Origin of the sequence: Actinokineospora diospyrosa (assembly GCF_024171925.1) — a bacterium.
In the GTDB taxonomy this organism is placed as follows: domain Bacteria; phylum Actinomycetota; class Actinomycetes; order Mycobacteriales; family Pseudonocardiaceae; genus Actinokineospora; species Actinokineospora diospyrosa.
Window position 1 is genome coordinate 292,952 of record NZ_JAMTCO010000002.1, and the last position, 18,921, is coordinate 311,872.

The following is an 18,921-nucleotide window of genomic DNA, read 5'->3' on the forward strand; positions in this document are numbered from 1 at the left end:
TCTCCACCACCGCACCCGCGCCCTTGCCCGCAGCGCCCTTGCCAGCGCTCTCGGTGGGCCTGTGCCCGTTGTCGCCGCTCACGCCGAGGACTCCTCTCCGACCAACTGCAGGAACGCGTCTTCCAGGCGCCGCCGGGGGCCCGCCTGCTCGACCGCGACCCCCGCGCGCACCAGTGCCGTCAACGCCGCCGACCGGGGCAGACCGTCCAGGTCCGCGTGCACGAGATCCCCTTCGACCGTCACCGCGTTCACGCCGGTGACCCCGCGCAACGCCTCCGCCGCCGCGGCGGGATCGTCCACCCGGAACGTCGCCTCGCCGCCGCCAGCCACGATGTCCTCCACCGCGCCCGCCGCGACCAACCTGCCCTTGTGCATGACCACGACGTGGTCGCACGCCTGCTCGACCTCGGCCAGCAGGTGGCTCGACACCACCACCGTGCGGCCGGTCTTGGCGTAGCGGCGCAGCACCTCGCGCATCTGGTGGATCTGCGGCGGGTCGAGCCCGTTGGTCGGCTCGTCGAGCACCATCAGGTCCGGGAAGCCCAGCATCGCCTGCGCGATCGCCAGCCGCTGGCGCATGCCCTGGCTGTAGGTGCGGACCTTGCGCTCCACCGCCGACCCGAGCCCGGCGATCTCCAGCGCCTCGGCGAAGTGCGCGTGCTCGGCCGGTCGCCCGGTGGCCGACCAGTACAGCTCCAGGTTCGCCCTGCCGGACAGGTGCGGCAGGAAACCCGCGCCCTCGACGAACGAGCCGATCCGCGACAGCACCGGCGCGCCGGGGTGGATCTTGTGGCCGAACACCCTGATCGAGCCGTCGGTCGGGGTGATCAGGCCCATCAGCATCCGCAGCGTGGTCGTCTTGCCCGCGCCGTTGGGGCCGAGCAGGCCGAGCACCTGGCCGCTGCCCACCCGGAACGACAGCGAGTTCACCGCCTTGAGCCCACCCGGGTACGACTTCGACAACCCGTCGATCACCAGCGGCACGTCCGCCAGTTCCGGGTCGACGTCATCGGCGCGCCGACGGCGCAGCACGCCCCACACCACGGCGAGCGCCACGATGCCCAGCACCACGGCGATGCCGATCAGCGGCCCGGCGGGCGGTGCCGTGCTCGACCGCGACCCGGACACCACCGGGACCGCCAGTTCCCCGCCCGGCGCCAACGAGACGCGGTACGCGGCGGCCTCGGCGGGCGTCGCGTAAGCCTGGTCGGTGGTCGACACGACCAACTCGACCCGGTGGTCGGCCTCGATCGGCCGCACGATCGCGGGCAGCGCCACCGACACCTCCACCGCGGTGCCGTCGGCGGGCAGCGGGGGAGTGCGCAGCGCGGACACGGCCGACCCCGGCAGGGTCCGCACCCCGTCCGGGCCGACGTCGTAGAGCTTCGCGAACAGCACCGCGCCATCCGGGGCGCCGCCACGTGCGCTGGCCACCCGGATCCCGACCGTGCTCGCCCCAGCGATCAACAACTGCGAGGTCATCGGCTCGCTGCGGAACCGCGCCGCCTGCCCGGGCAGGTCAACCGAGATCCGCCCGGCCAACCGCGACGAACTGCCCAGCACCGAACCCAACCCCGGCATGGAGCTGATCGACGCCGGGTTCCCGCCCGGCGGGTTCACCACCGTCTGCTCCTGGCCGGACACCGCGATCTCGCGCCGCTCCGCCGCCGGGGCACCGCCGATGCCCGGGTAGGCGCCCGCGCTGACCGTGCGCACCGAGGGCGCGCCCTGGGCCCGCAGCGCGCCCTGCACGGCGTACTCGAACCCGGTCCCCGGGTCGGTGCCCTGCCCGCGCAGGTGGAAGTCGAACCAGTCCGCGATCTCCCCGCGCAGCTCCGGTCCCGGCTTGCCGCCGTCGTGGCCGCCGGTGTACCAGACCACCTTCACCGGGGCGCCCGCCGCGCTGACCTGCCGCGCCGTCGCGTCCGCCTGGTCGAGGCCGAACAGCGTGTCCTGCTCGCCCTGCACGACCATCGTCGGCTGGGTGATCCGGCTGGTCACCGACACCGGCGACACCCGGCGCAGCAGGTCGGTGGTCGCCTGGTCGGCCCGCCCCGTCGTGGCGACCTGCGCGTAGGCCTTGCAGACCGCGGCGGTGAACCGGCCGCACGGGTCGCCGGTGCCCTCGCGCTGCCGGTCACCGGAACCCCCACCGGTGGGCAGGTCCTGCGTCTGCGCCGGGACCGCCGCCGTCGCCGAGCCGTTGTCCTCGGTCCCCGGCTCGGTCGCGTCCCCGGTCGGGTTCGCCAACCCGGCGGCCCCCATGCCCGCGGCGAAGAAGATCCCCGCCCAGGAACGCTTGAACACCCCGTCCGCGCTGAACGGGTTGGCCGCGGCCGTGGTCTCCGCGCGGCCCGCGGAGTTCGGCAGCAGAGCCTGCCCCAGGTCGTTGTAGGTGATCACCGGTGCCAGCGCGTCCACCCGCTTGTCCGCCCCGGCGAGCAGCAGCGACAAGGCGCCGCCGTAGGACCCGCCGGTCACGCCCACCTTCGGGTCGTCGGGCGCGTCCTTGGTCACCTCCGGCAGCGTGGCCAGCCAGTCCACCAGCGCCCGCGCGTCGTTGACCTCGTAGTCCGGGTCGTTGAGCCCGATCTGCCCCTCGCTGCGGCCGAACCCGCGCGCCGACCAGGCCAGCGCGACGAACCCGCGCTGGGCCAGTTCCCTGGCGTCGGAGTCCACGCTGTCCTTGCTGCCGCCGAAGCCGTGCGCGACCAGCACCGCGGGCGCGGGGGTGCGCTGCGGCAGGTACAGCGTGGTGTCGATCCGGATGGGGTCGGCGCGGTCGGGACCGCTCTGCAGCGTCAGCTCGGCGTCACGGGTGGTGACCGGCGGGGTGTCGGAACCGGAGTTCAGCCACACCACACCGGCGGCCGCCACCGCGACGACGACCAGCGCTGCGGCGACCTGGCGGGGCCGTGGCCGGGGAAAAGAGGGCACGGACCGAACTTATTGGACTCTTCCTGAGAGTGCTCCCAGGGCCGCGCGGCGATCACCTCCGGGTGACAGGGCTTCCGCATCCGGGCTGGTCAGGGCAGGCTGTCCCGGCAACCGGCGGTGAACGGGAGTCCCGTGGCCCCGGTGGTTGTGACCAACCCGACCACCGCGGCGCAGCACCTCGACTGGTGTGCCGGGCCTGGACAGGGAAGAATCGGACACCGAATGTGTCGGAGGGGAGTATTCCTTCGCACCGGTGTCGTCAGCACGGACCTCGCGTCCCGGGACCGGTGGCCGGAGCAGTTGCGGCGGAAGAGACCTCCGGTTGTCGGCGCGCGCCCGTACACCGGAGGTTTGTTTTCATGGTCGTCCCCACCTGGGCTTGGTTCGCCACGATCGGCGGGCTGCTCGTGCTGCTCGCGATCGACTTGTTCATCGTGGACCGCAAGCCGCACGAGGTCACCGTCGGTGAGGCGGGCCGCTGGGTGGCCTTCTACATCGGGTGCGCCATCGCCTTCGGCGGCGCCATCTGGGCGCTCTCGGGCGGCACGTACGCCGGGGAGTTCTTCGCCGGGTACATCACCGAGTACTCGCTCTCGGTGGACAACCTCTTCATCTTCCTCATCATCATGTCCGCGTTCAAGGTGCCGCGGATCCACCAGCACAAGGTGCTGCTGATCGGCATCGTGCTCGCGCTGGTGATGCGCGGCGCGTTCATCGCCGTCGGCGCGGTCGCGATCGCGAAGTTCAGCTGGGTCTTCTACCTCTTCGGCGCCTTCCTCATCTACACCGCGTGGAACCTGTCCCGGCAGGGCCTGGGCGAGGACGAGGAATACGAGGAGAACGCGCTCACCAGGGTCGCCCGCAAGCTGTTCCCGGTGACCGACACCTACCACGGCGCGAACTCCTTCGTGCGCATCGACGGCAAGCGCTTCGTCACCCCGATGTTCATCGTGATGATCGCCATCGGCACCGCCGACCTGCTGTTCGCTGTGGACTCCATCCCGGCCATCTTCGGGCTGACCAAGGAGCCGTTCCTGGTCTTCAGCGCCAACGCCTTCGCGCTGATGGGTCTTCGCCAGCTCTACTTCCTGCTCGGCGGCCTGCTCAAGAAGCTGGTGTACCTGTCGATCGGCCTCGCGGTGATCCTCGCCTTCATCGGCGTGAAGCTGGTGCTCGAGGCGCTGCACACCAACTCGCTGCCGTTCCTCAACGGCGGCGAGCCGCTGCCGGTCCCGGTGCCCAACATCGTGGTCTCGCTCGCGGTCATCGTCGGCGTCCTGGTCATCACGACCATCGCCAGCCTGCTCAAGTCCAAGCGCGACGATGCGCGGGGGATCACCGCCGCAGCCGCCGATTCCCCGGTCGCGGAATCACCCGCCGGGGAATCCGCCACCGAAACGGGTGAACCGGTCGACCACCGGCGCTGAACCGGGCGTCGAACCGGGGTCGACGAACAACCCCGCCGGGGTGCGGGTGAAGCCGAAAAGCGGACGTGCGAACCATGCACGTCCGCTTTTCTGTGGACGAGTGGTAATAATCGAGGGGTCCTGGGTTTAACGTAACCTCGGGTACGGTCGTCGCGTGCGCCCAGAGGACATCGAACTGGCGGCGGCGCCTGGTGCGCCCGCCCTCCGCGGGGACCTGCTGCTGGTCGGTCTCGCCACCCCGGACCTGAGTACCAACTCCTACCCGGGTGGTCTGTACCGGGTGGGGCTGGCGGGCGGTGCGGTGCGCGAGTTCACCCGCGGCCACCGCGACTGGGCACCGGCGATCTCGCCGGACGGCAGCCAGGTCGCGTTCCTGCGCAGCGCGAAAGCCGGTTCCCCGGCACAACTGCACGTCATCCCGGTCGACGGCGGTGAGGCGCGCCAGCTCACCGACCTGCCGCTCGGCGTCGGCGCCCCGGTGTGGGCGCCGGATTCCCGGCGGATCGCTTTCGTGGCGCGGGTTCCCGAGCCCGGCCGCTACGGCGTCGCGGTCGGCGACCAGCCGCCGGGCACTGCTCCGGACGCCGCAGCCGAGGCGCCCCGGGTGATCACCCGTCTGGAGTACCGGTTCGACGACATCGGCTTCCTGGGCGACCGTCCACTCCAGCTGTTCACTGTGGACATCAACACTGCGGACATCGGTGCGGTCAGCATCAACACCGCGGACTTTGGCGCGGCGGATACGGACGCGGTGGGCGCCGGTGCGGCCAATACGGCGAATGCCCGGCAGCTCACCGAGGGGTACGGCACCCCGGAGCACCCGACGTGGACGCCGGACGGCGCGCACGTGCTCGTGCGCGCCCGCCGCGACTGGGGCGTGGTGGACACGCTCAACACCGACCTGTACGCGATCCCCGCTGACGGCGGTGCGCCCGTCCTCGTCGCGCGCAGCGCGGGCACCGTGGAGCACCCGGTCGCGCTCGCCGACGGCACGGTCGCCTTCCTCGGCGACGATTTCCCCGACACCCATTGCGTCGCGCGCAACGTCGGCCTGTGGACGGTCCCGCTCGTGCTCGACGGCGCACCCGGTCGACCGCACCGGTTGACCGACCCGGAGACCGTGGACGCGGAGATCGCGGCCGGTCGGCCGGTGGTCACCGACTCCGGATTGCTGGTGGCCGTGCGCAACCGGGGCGCGGTCGAACTGCGCAGGGTCCCGCTGGGTGCTGACGGGGCCGCGCTCGCGGAGCTGCCCCTGGTCGCAGGCGAGCAGGCCGCGGTCAAGGGCTTCGCCGCCGACGGCGACCGGATCGTCTGCACGGTGTCCACATGGGACGCGCCGGGCGAGGTGGTGCTCGTCGAGGACGAGACCACCCGCCGCCTCACCGACTTCTCCGCCCGGTTGCGCGCCCGCGGTCTGCGCCAGCCGATCGAGGTCAAGGGCGTCGCGCCGGACGGCTACGCCACCCACGGGTGGGTCGTGCTGCCCGAGGGCGAGGGCCCGCACCCGGTCCTGCTGTCGGTGCACGGCGGCCCGTTCATGTACCACGGCTGGGGTTTCTACGACGAGGCCCAGGTCTACGCCGCGGCCGGATACGCGGTCGTGCTGCCGAACCCGCGCGGGTCCGCGGGCTACGGCGAGGCGCACGGCCGGTCCATCATCGGCGCCATGGGCACCGTCGACGTGGACGACGTGCTGTCGGTCCTCGACGCAGCCCTGGAGCGGCCGGACGTGGACCCCGCCGACGTCGGCGTCATGGGCGGCTCCTACGGCGGCTGGATGGCGGGCTGGCTGGCCGCCCACCACGGGCACCGCTTCCGCGCCGCGTGGAGCGAGCGCGCGGTCAACTCGTGGGAGTCCTTCGTCGGCACCTCGGACATCGGCTGGTGGTTCGCCGAGGCCTACTGCGGCACCGACCCGGCGCAACTGCTGGCCAGGAGCCCGCTGACGCACGCGCACCGGATCACGCTGCCGTTCGCGGTCGTCCACTCCGAACACGACTGGCGCTGCCCGGTGGAGCAGGCGCAGCGGATGTACGTGGCGTTGCGCCGCAACGGTGTCGACGCCGAGCTGATCCTGTTCCCCGGCGAGGGTCACGAGCTGACCCGCTCCGGCAAGCCCCGCCACCGCGAGCAACGTTTCCGCGAGGTATTGCGGTGGTGGTCACGGCACCTGTGAGCAGGTGCGGCCCGGGGACGGCGTAGGACCTCGGGCCGTTCGCAGCCGGTGGGCGAGGGCGTTCGCCCACCGGCTGCGAACCGTGTGCTCGCCGGTGGCCGGAATGCCCGGTGGCCGGAATGCGCTGAAGAACCGACCGCCGAAGACTTCGGACCCATTTCGCCGGTTCGTCCCTGCGGGTCGGTAAACACCGAATCTAAAGCAAGGTGTAATTCAATTCCTCGCACACCCTGGCCAGGGGAAGATCCAAGCCGGGGTAGTCCAAGGGCAGCAGGACATCCGGGGTTCGCGGTAATACGCCACTGCCCGGCGGGTCCCACAGGCACACCGCCGGTTCGCCGCTGTCCATCGAGGACCGGTACCAGACCCCGTCGAGGTCGGGGTGCGCCTGGCGGATCGCCCGCGCCCAGGCCTGGGTCACCGATTTGCTGCCGGTGCTCAACTCCTGCGACGCGCCCGCCCTGGTCGGCCACAGGCCGCACAGGTCGAGCAGGCGCAGGGTGCGCCGCGGCCGGAACACCACCATGTGCGGTTTGCGGGTGGTGCGGTCGACCACCGAGGTCTGCTGGTACACCTCGGCGATGCTGGTGCGCACGCTCAGTCCGAAGTAGAGCACGCCGTGCCCCGGCGCGGTCGCGGGACCGCCGTCGGGACCCAGCGGCTGCGGGTCGAAGCGGGCGTGCGGCAGCGGACCGGTGTAGCGGAAGGAGTTCCACCGCTGGCGGTGCGCGCCCGCCGCGGCGAACACGCGGACCAGGTGGGTGCCGCCGTGCAGCGCCACCACGTCCTCGTCGACGCGCAACAGTGTCTTCAAGTCGGCTGCGGCTGGCGGCTGGGGGAGCCGGGACATCTCTGGACGCGGACCTTCTCAGCTCAGGCCGGGGTGCCCAGCATCGAGGCCAACGCCGCCACCCGCGCGGGGGAACCACCCGCGAGCAGCCACTGCCGGGGCGTGGCTGGCTGGTCGTCGACGCGCAGGTCCGGCTGGGGACTGGTCATGAACGCGGCCACCACCAGCGGCGGCTGGTCGTCGGGCACCGCGGCGAGCACGGCCTCCAGGCCGGGCAGCACCCCGGCGGGCGCGAACTGCCAGGCGGGCAACCGCCACCCGCCCCGGTCCTTCCAGCCCGCGAGCCGACCGGCGGCGAGCCGGTGCCGGATGCGGCTGGTGTCCACGCCGACGGCGTCCGCGGCGTCGGCGACGGTCAGCGCCGAGTCGCGCAGCACGGCCTGGGCGGCCACCGCGCGGGCCCGCGAGTCGACCTCGTCGCCGCGCCGGGGGGTCAGGTCCAGGCCGACCTCGGTCAGCGCGTCGCGCTGGTCCGGGGAGAAGTAGTCGGCCGGGTCCGGGTTGGCCGGGGACAGCCGCCGGGCGGCCTCCTCCACCAGCTCGAGGAACTCCACCGGGTTGACCCTCAGGCCCGCCTTCGCGAGCACGTGCTCCAACGCGACCGTCATGCGCCTAGAGTATCCCGGATGTGCGGGTTCGTGCGCCTTTGTGGGAAAACTCACCTGGATCACCACGCACCGCACACGGTCAAACACCGACGGTTGTCCCACTGTAGTGCAACGGATGGCACCGACTACTACGTCATCCGGGTATGAGACGGCAATGGCTCACGGTGGGAGCCGTGGTGGTGGCGGGAGCATGTGTCGCCGGGGGGATCTTCTGGTCGGGGGACGCGACGCCCCCGGCGGCGGACAACGACGTGCCGTACACCGGTGGGGTGCGGTTGGTGGCCTACGACTCCTGCGCGGACGTCGAGGCGGACTTGAAGCGGGCCGCGAAGAAGAAGGTGACCGCCTGGGGCCTCGACGACGTGCGGATCCTCGACTCCGGGCCGATGCCAGCGCCCGCGGCGGGCGACGCCAAGGCCGAGCGCGCCGCGGCCGCGCCCGCGCAGCACTCGGGGACCAACAACCACGAGGCCGACGCCGACGAACCGGACCTGGTCAAGACCGACGGCGCCCGGATCGTCACGGTCGCCGACGGCACGCTGCGGGTCGTCGACACGGCCACCCGCGCGCTCACCGCCAGCCTGGAGTTGCCCGGCGGGCAGGCGACCGCGCTGCTGCTCGACCGCGACCGGGCGCTGGTGGCGGTGCCGAAGTTCGAGGCCGTCGACCGGGACTCGCCGAGCGGCAACGACATGACCACCTCGTTGGTGCTGGTCGACCTCGCGGGCGGCGGCGCGCGCGTCGCGGGCACCCTCACCGTGGACGGCTCCTACCTCGACGGCCGCCAGGTCGGCTCGGTCGCCCGGATCGTGTCCCGCTCGCAGCCGCGGCTGCGGTTCCCCGTCCCGGCGGACCCGACCGCGGCGCTGGAGCGCAACCGGGAGATCATCGAGGAGGCGCCGCTGGAGCAGTGGCTGCCCCGCGCGACCCTGGACGCCAACGGCCACCGCGAGGTGAAGCAGCTCGACTGCCGGGCGATGAGCAGGCCCTCCGGCTACACCGGGACCGCGGCGCTCACCGTGTACACCATCGACCTGCGCGCCGACCTCGGCACCGGCGACGCGGTGTCCATCGCGGCGGACGGCGACACCGTCTACGGCACCGCGACCAGCCTCTACATCGCCGACGACCAGTGGTCGCGCACGGGGAACATGCCCACCCCGCGCGGTCGCACCGCCGACGTCCACACCGACATCCACCAGTTCGACATCAGCGCACCGGGCACGCCCGTCTACCTGGCGTCCGGGACCGTGGACGGCTCGCTGGTCAACCAGTACGCGCTGTCGGAACACCGCGGCAACCTGCGGGTGGCGACCACGGCCGGACAGGCGAGCTCGGTCACCGTCCTCACCCGCCGCGACCGCGGCTTCACCAGGACCGGCCACATCGGCGGCCTCGGTGTCGGCGAGGCCATCCAGTCCGTCCGCTACCTGGGCGACACGGCGTACGTGGTCACCTTCCGCCGCACCGACCCGCTGTACACCCTCGACCTGGCCGACCCAGCCCACCCGAGGGTGACCGGCGAACTGAAGATCACCGGCTACTCCGCCTACCTTCACCCCCTCGACGACGGTCGCCTACTCGGCGTAGGCCAAGAGGCCACCACCCAAGGCCGCGCGACCGGTACCCAGGTCTCGCTGTTCGACACCACGAGCGCACCCGCCCGCCGGATCGCCCAGCACCACCTGCCCGGCGCGAGCTCCGAGGCCGAGTTCGACCCGCACGCGTTCCTGTACTGGGCCGACCGCGACCTGATCGCCATCCCGGTCGACACCGCCCGCGGCTCCGGCGCCGTCCTGGTCCTGCGCCTCGTCGGTGATCAGCTGACCGAGCTCGCGACCCTGCGGCACCCCGAACCATCCCGGGTGGACAGCCGCATCCGCCGCACCCTGGTCGCAGGCGACGCCCTCTGGACCGTCTCAGCGGCGGGCCTACAAGCGGTCAACCTCGAGACTGCGAACCAGCTCGCCTGGGTGCCGTTCGGATAAGAGCTCCCGGTCGGCGCCACGCGGCAGGGGTGTGGCGCGGACCAGGGAAGTGGTCTGGTGGGTGTTCGGACCTGCGGAAGTCCGACCACCCACCAGACCACCACAGCACTGCCCGGCGCCAGCCCTTGGACACCCGGAACTCGCTGGCTCTACCCCACCCCGCGCAAGATCATCTGCCGCAAGAGCCCCCGATATACAGCCTATTGACGGATCCCGACAGAACTGGGGCAGCGATCAGGGCCTGTGGACAACGGAACACGTTGTGGACAACTCACCCGCCAGCCCACCCAGCCAGCCCCTGGACTCTCGGACCGCTCCCCGTCAGGCTCGCCCCAACCCACAGCGCCAGCCCCTGGACACTGCGGAAGCAGCGGTGCCACCCCAGCGCCTGTCAGATCTGCCTCAACCCAGTCACTTAGTCCTGGACACTCGGACCCGTCGGTGCCAGCTCGCCCGCCGTCAGGTCCGCCTCAGCCCGCCTGCTCAGCGCGTGGACAGTCGGAGTCGCTGGTGCCAGGTGCTCGATGGGGTGGACCTGTTTTGTGTGGGGGGACGGCACCCGTAGCGTTTCCGCGCGGCAGGGCCAGTCTTTTGGGCCCCTGCTTTGCGGTTCTGCGTCGGGTGTCGTAGGGGCCCCGAGCAAAACAGGTCCACCGCATCGAGCTTTTCGCATTGTCGCGGATCGGGCGCCGAGGTCGCCGCCAGGCGACGAGGCCGTCCGATCCCGGTGGCCGAGGTTGCCGCTAGGCAACGAGGCCGTCCGCCCGGGTCGCCGAGCTCGCCGCCAGGCGACGAGGCCGACCCCGGGCCGAAGACGGGCTGGTGTCAGCTGATCGCCGACCCAGTCCCCCGCAGGTACGACCACAACGGCGGTCCCGCATCCACATGCCCCGGCTGCGGCGGCGGCGTGCCGTTCAGTGCCGCCTCCGTCGCGTAATCATCGGCGATGAACTCTGGCCGGAGGGGATCCGTGTCGTAGTAGCGGTGGAACAGCGGGGTTTGCGAGCCCGACATGGGCGGCACGATCCAGCTCCAGTCGGCTGGGCATTTGCGGCCCGCTTTGGCCTCTTGGTCCAGGTGCATCATGAACCGGGCGGCTTCGGTGTGGTGGTCGCTGATGGTGACGCCCGCCGCGGCGTAGGAGTGCAGGACCGCGATGTTGAGCTCGACGAGCGCCCGGTCGCGCCATAGCGAGGTCTCGCGGGTGGTGTCCAGGCCCAGGCGGTCGGCCAGGGTGGGGAGCAGGTTGTAGCGGTCGTGGTCGGCGAGGTTGCGGGCGCCGATCTCGGTGCCCAGGTACCAGCCGTTGAACGGGGCCGCCGGGTAGTCGATGCCGCCGATCCGCAGGCGCATCGAGCTGATCGCGGGGACCGCGTGCCAGCGCAGGCCGAGCTCGGCGAACCACGGGAGCTCGGGGTGGGTCAGCTCGACCTCGGTGACCGCGTCCGGGGGCAGCGTGAACAGCCGGGCGTGGCCGTCGGGGCCGGAGATCACCAGGGGGAGCACGTCGAAGTCGCTCGGTTCGGCCGGTGGTCGCCAGCCCATGGCCGTCACCGCCGCGGTGAACCCGGCGTAGCGCGGGTCGCCCGGCGCGCGCCCGGTCCCGTCCGCCGGGTGGCCCGCGTAGCGGATCAGCTGCTCGTTCCAGATCCGCGGCGCCGGGCGACCGGGGGCGTCCTGGGCGAAGACGGTGATCAGCGGGCGGATGCGGCCGCCGTTGGTGGCCAGCCGCAGGTGCCGCGCGCACTGGCGGGCGACCTCGGCGGGGGCGCGCACCGAGCGCAGGTCGCGCACCCGCATGCTGCGCCAGTACAGCCTGCCGACGCAGCGGGCGCTGTTGCGCCAGGCGACCCGGGCACCGTGGGTCAGCTCCGCGCTGGTGTGCCGGTAGGTTCCGGTGAGCTCGATCTCGGCGCGCACCCAGGCCACCCGCGGCGCGGCCGGACCGGCCTGGGGGTTCTCGGCGTGGAACAGCTCCAGGAACTCCACGGCCTCGTCGAGGTCGGCGACCCCGGCCGCCGCGGGGGCCACCAGGGGCGTGGGGAGCGCGGGCGCCGGGATCGCGGGGGGCGGGATCGCCGTGGGTGCGGCCCCGGCTGCCGGGGCGTGGTGGTGGCCAAGGGGAGCGGGCGGTGCCCAGATCTGACCGGTCACCCGGCAGAACCTACCCGCCCGCTCGGGCGAGTCCAGCAACTCTCACTCGATCGGGTCACTAGGGAAAGCCATAAGGCAGAATCGGGCACCGTCGGCGCGGCGGCGCGGCCGCAATGCGTTCCGCGTGCGGGCCGCGCCGCCGAACCCGTGGCGACAAGGCCATTCGGTCGATCCGTGGTGGCGGTGGTCACCTCCGCGAATACCGGATCGGACCGATACGGCTATTTCGCCCTACTCATTCGATGTCGTGACACCCGATGAGGTGAATGATGACGGTTAGTGGAAGCCGTCGTGAACTACTCATCGGTTCACCCCCGCAATGCCGGGCCGGGTGCGCGCGGTCCGGTGGCGGGTACTCAGATGCCGAACACCGCTCCGGTGGCGGTGCGCAGCTCGCAGCGGTTGCCGAACACCGCGCGGTAGTGCACGGCCCGACGACCCCACAAGCCCGCCGCGGTCACCACGACCGGGTCGTATTCGAGCGTGCACATCGCGTTCGGCACCACATTGAGCCGCTCGAATCTGCCGTTGACCTGCGAGAGCTGAGCGCAGGCCGCGACCGGGTCGACCACCGTGCCCGCGTCCGGCGCGCACTGCAGGACCGCGAGTCTTGGCAGGTCACCCGCGCGGTCGACGGTCAGTACGAACCCGGCGCGGACCGGGGCTATCGTCGCGTTGGCGGTCGTCGCGGGCACCAGTGCGGCCACCGAGGCGCACACGGCCGCGACGGCGAGGGACTTTGCGGACATGTCGGATCACTCCTTCTCGGCGGCCTGCTTAACCCGCCGAATGGGTGTAGGGAAAACGTGGCCCGGCCCGAGGTCGACGAACCGGGCGATTCCGAGGGTAGGTCTTCCGGAATTGTCTCGCGGTCCGGGGCCTCTGGCGCTCGGGTCCTCGCCGATGCTATTCATGTCGCCGCACTCGTCGACAAGATCGACTGGTCGTTACTTCCTTAAGTAGGCTTGGGTGAGGGGTCCTTTCTGTGGGCGGAATTACACGTGCGGCTAAGGCGTCGCGGGACCGTTTGTCCGACCGGGTCGCGATCGGCATGCTGCTCAAGGCGTTCCCGCCCGAGGAGGTCGACGCCGCCATCGATGCCGCTGGCGCGCGCGAACAGCGCTCGCGCGCCTTGCCCGCGCGCACAATGGTCTACTTCACCCTCGCCTTATGGCTGTTCGGCGGCGCGGGCTACGACGCGGTGCTCGCCAGGCTCACCGCGGGCATGCGCTGGGCCGGGGTCGCCACCGGCACCCGCTCGGCGCCGAGCACCGGGTCGATCACCAAGGCCCGCAAGCGGCTGGGCCCCGAGGTGATGCGCAGGCTGTTCCTGCGCCGGGCGGCCGCCGACCGCGCCGAGGCGATCCGCTGGCGCGGCATGCGGGTGTGCACGTTGGACGCCGGGGTGGTCGACATCCCCGACACCGCGGCCAACCTCGCCGCGTTCGACCACTCCAAGGTGCGGGTCTCGGTGCTGGCGGGCCACGACACCGGCTCGCTGCTCGACGTCGCGGTCGGGTCGCCGCGCGAGGAGCTCGGCAGCCGGGTGCTGGACACGATCAGCCCGGGCACCCTGGTGGTGGCGCACCGCTCGGCCACCGAGCACGACCTGTGGCGGGCGGCCGCCGACCGGGGCGCCGACCTGCTCTGGCGGGCGCGCGCGCCGATCTCGCTGCCCCGGCTGCACGTGCTGCCGGACGGGTCGTTCCTGTCCAGGGTGCTCGCCGACGGCGACCCGGTGACCGACTCGCTGGCGGTGCGGGTGCTGCAGTCACCGGAGGCGGTATTGGTCACCACCCTGCTCGACCCGGACCAGGCGCCCGCCGCCGAGCTCGCCGCGCTGCACCGCACCCGCTGGCGGTTCGAGTCGCTGTTCGAGTCGCTGGAGGCCGGGCCGGTGGCGCTGCGCTCGCAGGATCCGCACGGCGTCGCCCAGGAGCTGTGGGCGATGCTCTGCGTGTACCAAGCGGTGCACCCGTGGCGTCGTAAGGAAGCGGCCCTGCGCGGCACGCTGTCCGGTACCGGCGGGTTCGGGATGCCGCACCGGCGCGGTACGCACCAGTAACGAGGCGGAGGAACGCGATGTCCACCGAGGCGAGGGTGGTCTTGATCGGTTACGGACTGGCGGGCAGCGCGTTCCACGCGCCGTTCATCGCCGCCGCCGACGGGCTGCGCCTGGTGGCCGTCGTCACCGGTGACCCCGGCCGGGCCGCCGACGCGACCGGGCGCTACCCGGGGATCGAGGTGCTCGGCTCGCCCGCGCTGCTGTGGCCGCGCGCCGCCGAGTTCGACCTGGCGGTCGTCGCCTCGCCCAACCGCCACCACGTCGAGCAGGCGACCGCCGCGCTCACCGCGGGCCTGCACGTCGTGGTCGACAAGCCCGCCGCGGCGACCGGGCGCGAGGTCCGGGACCTGGCTGCCACCGCCGAGCGGGTCGGCCGGGTGTTCACCACCTTCCAGAACCGGCGCTGGGACGGCGACTTCCGCACCGTCCGCCGGTTGCTCGACAGCGGGGAGCTCGCCGGGGTCAGCCGGTTCGAGTCCCGGTTCGAGCGCGCCGCCGCGCCGGTCAAGACCGGGTGGAAGGGCAGCGCCGACCCGGCCGACCTCGCCGACATCCGCTACGACCTCGGCAGCCACCTGGTCGACCAGGCCGTCGTCCTGTTCGGCCGCCCGAGCGCGGTGTACGCCCAGGTCCAGGCGACCCGGCCGGGCGCGCCCGCCGCCGAGGACGCGACCTTCCACCTCACCCACCGCGGCGGCGTGGTGTCCTACCTGCGGACCAGCAAGGCGTCGGTGCCGCTCGGCCCGCGCTTCGCCGTGGCCGGACCCGACGTGGGCTACCACTGCTGGGGCCTCGACCCGCAGGAGGCCGCCAGCCGGTCGGGCGGGCGGCCGACCGACCCCGGCTTCGGCGCCTACCCCGAGTCCCAGTGGGGCGAGCTGGTGACCGCCGACGGCTCCCGCCGCGTGCCCACCCTCGACGGCGACTACCTGGCCTTCTACACCGCCCTCGCCGCCTGCCTGCGCGGCGAGGCCCCGAACCCGGTACCCCCCGACCAGACCGCGGACGTCGCCGACACGATCGAGGCGGCCTTTCACTCGGCCGAGCGCGGGGCGCCGGTCCAGTTGGACTGACCGTGCCCGCGATGCCGGCCAGACCGTGGCGCCTGCGACCCACTCGGCTGGTGTGTGCCCCGCCTGCCTGACCGCGTGTGCTCACCCTGGGTGGATGAGATGGGGATAAGCGCCCATGCGGACCGCGGCGCCTGCTGACGCGGCCGACCTGGGCCTATGCGCCGGGATCGGGGCGCGGTCGGTGCCCCGCTCGGGCCGTTGACACGGTTGTGGGGTGTTTGTCACTCGGTCGAGGGTCAGGTGCCGGTTCGGTTGGACTGATCGTGCACTTCGCCCCCGAAAGGGGTAGGACGATGGGGTGACTGAGCCCGATCCCCGGCGCTGGCGTGCGCTCGCGGTGACCCAGACCGCGGGGTTCATGGCCCTGCTCGACGTCAGCATCGTCACCGTGGCGTTGCCGTCCATGCGGGCCGACCTCGGGGCGAGCGCGGGCGGCATCCAGTGGGTGATCTCCGGGTACGCGCTGACCTTCGGGCTCTCGCTGGTCGCCGGTGGCAGGCTGGGGGACGCGCTCGGGCGGCGGCGGATGTTCCTGATCGCGCTGACCGGGTTCGTGCTCACCAGCGCCCTCGCCGGTGCCGCGCCGTCGTTGGGGTGGCTGGTGGTCGCCCGGTTGGCGCAGGGGCTGATGGGCGGCTTGCTCACCCCGCAGAACTCCGGCCTGATCCAGGACCTGTTCCACGGCCCCGAGCGCGGCAAGGCATTCGGGGTGCTCGGGGCGACGATCGGGGTGTCCACGGCGGTCGGGCCGATCGCGGGCGGGGTGATCCTCGCCGTGTTCGGTGACCCCGAGGGGTGGCGGTGGGTGTTCTACGTGAACCTCCCGATCGGGATCGCCGCGCTCGTGCTGGCGCTGCGCGTCCTCCCCAGGGTGGACGTCCGCCGCCGGGTCGACATCGATGTGGTGGGCGCGCTGTTGCTGGGGGCGGCCGTGTTGGCGGTGCTGCTCCCGTTGGTGCGCGCCGAAAGCGGGGGACTGGACGGTCAGTGGTGGCTGTTCCCGCTCGCCGCCGCGCTCGGGTGGGCGTTCGTGCGGTGGGAACGGCGGGTCGTCGGCCGGGGCCGGGCGCCGCTGTTGGACACCCGGCTGTTCACCGGGACGCCTGGCTACGTCGCGGGTGCCGGTATCGCGCTGGCCTACTTCTGCGGGTTCTCCGGGATCTGGCTGGTGTTCGCGGTGTTCTTCCAAGGTGGACTCGGGTACACGCCGCTGCAGTCCGGGCTGGCGGTGACCCCGTTCGCGCTCGGGTCGGCGGTGGCCGCGGCCGTCGCGGGCAGGCTCGTCGCGCGCTGGGGGCGGGTGATCACCGTGGTCGGGCTCACCGCGGTCGGGGTCGGGCTGACCGCCGTCGCGGTCGTGCTGCTCGTGGTGCCCGGCCCGTCGGCGGGGGTGTGGATCGTGCTGCCGATGGTGTTGGCCGGGGTCGGCGGCGGCGCGGTGATCTCGCCCAACACCACGATGACGCTGTCGTCGGTGCCCAACCGGTTGGCGGGCGTCGCGGGCGGGGTGCTGCAGACCGGGCAGCGGATCGGGACCGCGGTGGGCACGGCGTCGCTGGCCGCGGTGTTCCACGCGGTGCTCGGCGGGACCGGCCGGTACTCCTCGGCGATCGCGGTGGCCCTCTTCGCGGCGGTCGGCCTGGTGGTCGTGGCGTTCGTCCTGGCAGTACGGGACTGGCGTGCGCACACCGCCGCGGGCGCGGAGCGCATCAGGTTGCCCGAGGGCGGCTAAGTGGGAAAATTTCCGTACACATGCTGGGTTTTCCCGTCGGCGACTACTACGCTACGCGCTGGAGTTGATCATCAGCCCAGTCCCCGGCGAAAGGTCCCCCCATGCGCGTCCTCGCCCGTGCGGCCGCCGTCCTGGCCGCCACCGCGACCTCGGTCTTGCTCGTCACCGGTACCGCGGGTGCCACCACCGCGCCCGAGCACGACCCGGTGTTCACCCCGGCCGCGGGCACCGCGTCCGCCCTGGTCACCAAGCTGACCCACAGCCAGGCCAGCACCCGACTGCGCTCGTCGGGGATCACCTGGTCCTCCAGCGGCAACTGCAGCGACCGCAGCAAGCCCAACTGCACCTCGTTCGACCAGGTCAACCTGACCACGATCCAGGGCGCGCAGACGCTCAAGAGCGCCACCGGCTGCGCCCTCAACGTCACCGGCGGCACCGAGGTCGGCCACGCCAGCGGCACGTACAGCCACTACAACGGCTACAAGCTGGACTTCGCGCTCAGCAGCTGCCTGACCAACTACATCAAGGGCACCTTCACCGCCATCGGCGGCAACCAGTGGCGATCCGGCAGCGGCAACATCTACTACCTCGAGAGCAACCACTGGGACGTCACCTATTACAACTGCGGCGGTTGCTGAGTCGGTAAGGCAAGATCGGGGCCGTGACTGAACTCCCGACCCTGGTCTTATTGCACGGCTTGGCAGGCAGCGGCGCGCTGTGGGACGGCCTGGCCGGACAGTGGGACGGGCCGGTGCTGGCCCCGGACCTCGCCGGTCACGCGGGTGCCGCTCCGCTGAAGCGCTACTCCTTCGGCGCGCTCGCCGCCCGCGTGGCGGAGGGACTCGACCCCGACCGGCCCGTGGCGGTCCTCGGTCACTCCCTCGGCGGGGTGGTGGCCCTGGCGCTCGCCTCGGGCTGGTTCGGCGTCCGGGTCGGGGCGGTGGTGGCGCTGGGTGTGAAGGTCAGCTGGTCGCCCGACGACCTGGCGAAGGGCGCGGCGCTGGCCGCGCGGCCGCCGAAGGTGTTCGAGACCCGCGCGGAGGCCGAGGCCTGGGCGGGCAAGCTCGCGGGGCTGCCGAGCGGACCCGTCGCCGAGGCGGGCGGTGGGTGGCGGGCCGCGCTGGACCCGCGGGCGTTCGGCGTCGGTCGCCCGGACCTGCCCGCTCTGCTCGCCGCGGCCCGGTGCCCGGTGACGCTGGCGGCTGGGGAGCGGGACCCGATGTCGCCGGTAGAGCAGTTGCGCGCCCTGGTCCCGAACCCGGTGGTGCTGCCGGGGGTGGGGCACAACGCCCACGTCGAGGACCCGGCCGCGGTGGCGGTCTTGCTGGAGTACCTGCGCTGAGTGGATCCCCGCGTGGATCCCCCGTCCGGCACCGCGACGTGCCGCCGGTGCCGGACGGGGTGGGTTCTCCCGGTCAGTGCACGCCGAGCAGGTCGACCACGAAGATCAGGGTCTCGCCCGGCTTGATCTTGCCGCCCGCGCCGCGGTCGCCGTAGCCCAGGTGCGGCGGGATGACCAGCTTGCGCCGACCGCCGACGCGCATGCCCGCCACGCCCTGGTCCCAGCCCGCGATGACCCGGCCACCGCCGAGCGGGAAGGCGAAGGTGTCGCCGCGGTTCCAGGAGGCGTCGAACTCCTCACCGGTGGAGTGGGCGACGCCGACGTAGTGCACCGTCACCTGCTGACCCGCGACGGCCTCGGTGCCGTCGCCGACGGTGATGTCGGTGATCTCCAACTCCTTGGGCGGCGCGCCCTCGGGGAAGTCGATCTCGGGCTTTTCCAGAGCCATGCGTGCTCCTCGGGTTCGACTGTTCGGTCCCGGCCATCCTCTCTTGGCCGGTCGCGCTCTGCGCGCCCACCCCGTCGCGGCCGCTCGTCCCGCCCGCGACCGCCGCACCCGCAACGAC

General features: G+C 72.4%; 14 protein-coding genes. 8 read left to right on the plus strand and 6 right to left on the minus strand.

Annotated elements, in window-relative coordinates:
- Positions 1–78: 78 nt before the first annotated feature.
- Entirely contained in the window at positions 79–2,937 is a 2,859-nt protein-coding gene (locus LV75_RS03875) for an alpha/beta fold hydrolase (protein WP_253885218.1), read from the minus strand.
- Positions 2,938–3,296: 359 nt separating this feature from the next.
- Here LV75_RS03875 and LV75_RS03880 point away from each other — a divergent pair, with 359 nt between their 5' ends.
- Complete coding sequence (locus LV75_RS03880) at positions 3,297–4,364, plus strand: TerC family protein (RefSeq protein ID WP_253885219.1); 1,068 nt, start codon at positions 3,297–3,299, stop codon at positions 4,362–4,364.
- A gap of 154 nt (positions 4,365–4,518) precedes the next feature.
- A complete protein-coding gene (locus LV75_RS03885) occupies positions 4,519–6,543 on the plus strand; it encodes a S9 family peptidase (protein WP_253885220.1) in 2,025 nt (674 codons plus the stop codon).
- 196 nt (positions 6,544–6,739) lie between these two features.
- Here LV75_RS03885 and LV75_RS03890 read toward each other — a convergent pair whose 3' ends face one another.
- Both LV75_RS03890 and LV75_RS03895 read right to left on the minus strand, forming a co-directional pair.
- Positions 6,740–7,393 carry an RES family NAD+ phosphorylase gene (locus LV75_RS03890; protein ID WP_253885221.1) on the minus strand — a complete coding sequence of 218 codons (654 nt, stop codon included), beginning with the start codon at positions 7,391–7,393 and terminating at the stop codon, positions 6,740–6,742.
- 23 nt (positions 7,394–7,416) lie between these two features.
- Positions 7,417–8,001 (minus strand): DNA-binding protein, encoded by a 585-nt coding sequence (locus tag LV75_RS03895; protein ID WP_253885222.1) that lies wholly within the window; start codon positions 7,999–8,001, stop codon positions 7,417–7,419.
- Between the two features lie 143 nt (positions 8,002–8,144).
- Between LV75_RS03895 and LV75_RS03900 the strand changes: the two genes are divergently transcribed.
- Entirely contained in the window at positions 8,145–9,989 is a 1,845-nt protein-coding gene (locus LV75_RS03900; protein WP_253885223.1) for a beta-propeller domain-containing protein, read from the plus strand.
- An 825-nt stretch (positions 9,990–10,814) separates the two neighbouring features.
- On the opposite strand, the gene LV75_RS03905 is transcribed toward LV75_RS03900, so the two are convergent.
- Both LV75_RS03905 and LV75_RS03910 read right to left on the minus strand, forming a co-directional pair.
- Positions 10,815–12,143 carry a nitric oxide synthase oxygenase gene (locus LV75_RS03905; RefSeq protein WP_372504130.1) on the minus strand — a complete coding sequence of 443 codons (1,329 nt, stop codon included), beginning with the start codon at positions 12,141–12,143 and terminating at the stop codon, positions 10,815–10,817.
- 356 nt (positions 12,144–12,499) lie between these two features.
- Positions 12,500–12,892 (minus strand): SSI family serine proteinase inhibitor, encoded by a 393-nt coding sequence (locus tag LV75_RS03910; RefSeq protein ID WP_253885224.1) that lies wholly within the window; start codon positions 12,890–12,892, stop codon positions 12,500–12,502.
- A 278-nt stretch (positions 12,893–13,170) separates the two neighbouring features.
- Between LV75_RS03910 and LV75_RS03915 the strand changes: the two genes are divergently transcribed.
- The 5 genes from LV75_RS03915 (at position 13,171) to LV75_RS03935 (ending at position 18,355) form a co-directional block, all read left to right on the plus strand.
- Positions 13,171–14,208, plus strand: coding sequence for a transposase domain-containing protein (locus LV75_RS03915; RefSeq protein ID WP_253885225.1), 1,038 nt, complete (start codon positions 13,171–13,173; stop codon positions 14,206–14,208).
- A gap of 17 nt (positions 14,209–14,225) precedes the next feature.
- Positions 14,226–15,281, plus strand: coding sequence for a Gfo/Idh/MocA family oxidoreductase (locus tag LV75_RS03920; RefSeq protein ID WP_253885226.1), 1,056 nt, complete (start codon positions 14,226–14,228; stop codon positions 15,279–15,281).
- A gap of 358 nt (positions 15,282–15,639) precedes the next feature.
- A complete protein-coding gene (locus LV75_RS03925) occupies positions 15,640–17,013 on the plus strand; it encodes an MFS transporter (protein WP_253885470.1) in 1,374 nt (457 codons plus the stop codon).
- Positions 17,014–17,114: 101 nt separating this feature from the next.
- The gene (locus LV75_RS03930; RefSeq protein WP_253885227.1) at positions 17,115–17,651 is read left to right on the plus strand and encodes a hypothetical protein; all 537 of its coding nucleotides are present in this window, start codon (positions 17,115–17,117) and stop codon (positions 17,649–17,651) included.
- A gap of 23 nt (positions 17,652–17,674) precedes the next feature.
- Complete coding sequence (locus tag LV75_RS03935) at positions 17,675–18,355, plus strand: alpha/beta fold hydrolase (protein WP_253885228.1); 681 nt, start codon at positions 17,675–17,677, stop codon at positions 18,353–18,355.
- Between the two features lie 73 nt (positions 18,356–18,428).
- On the opposite strand, the gene LV75_RS03940 is transcribed toward LV75_RS03935, so the two are convergent.
- Positions 18,429–18,803, minus strand: a complete 375-nt coding sequence (locus tag LV75_RS03940) for an FKBP-type peptidyl-prolyl cis-trans isomerase (protein ID WP_253885229.1) — start codon at positions 18,801–18,803, stop codon at positions 18,429–18,431.
- Positions 18,804–18,921: the final 118 nt, after the last annotated feature.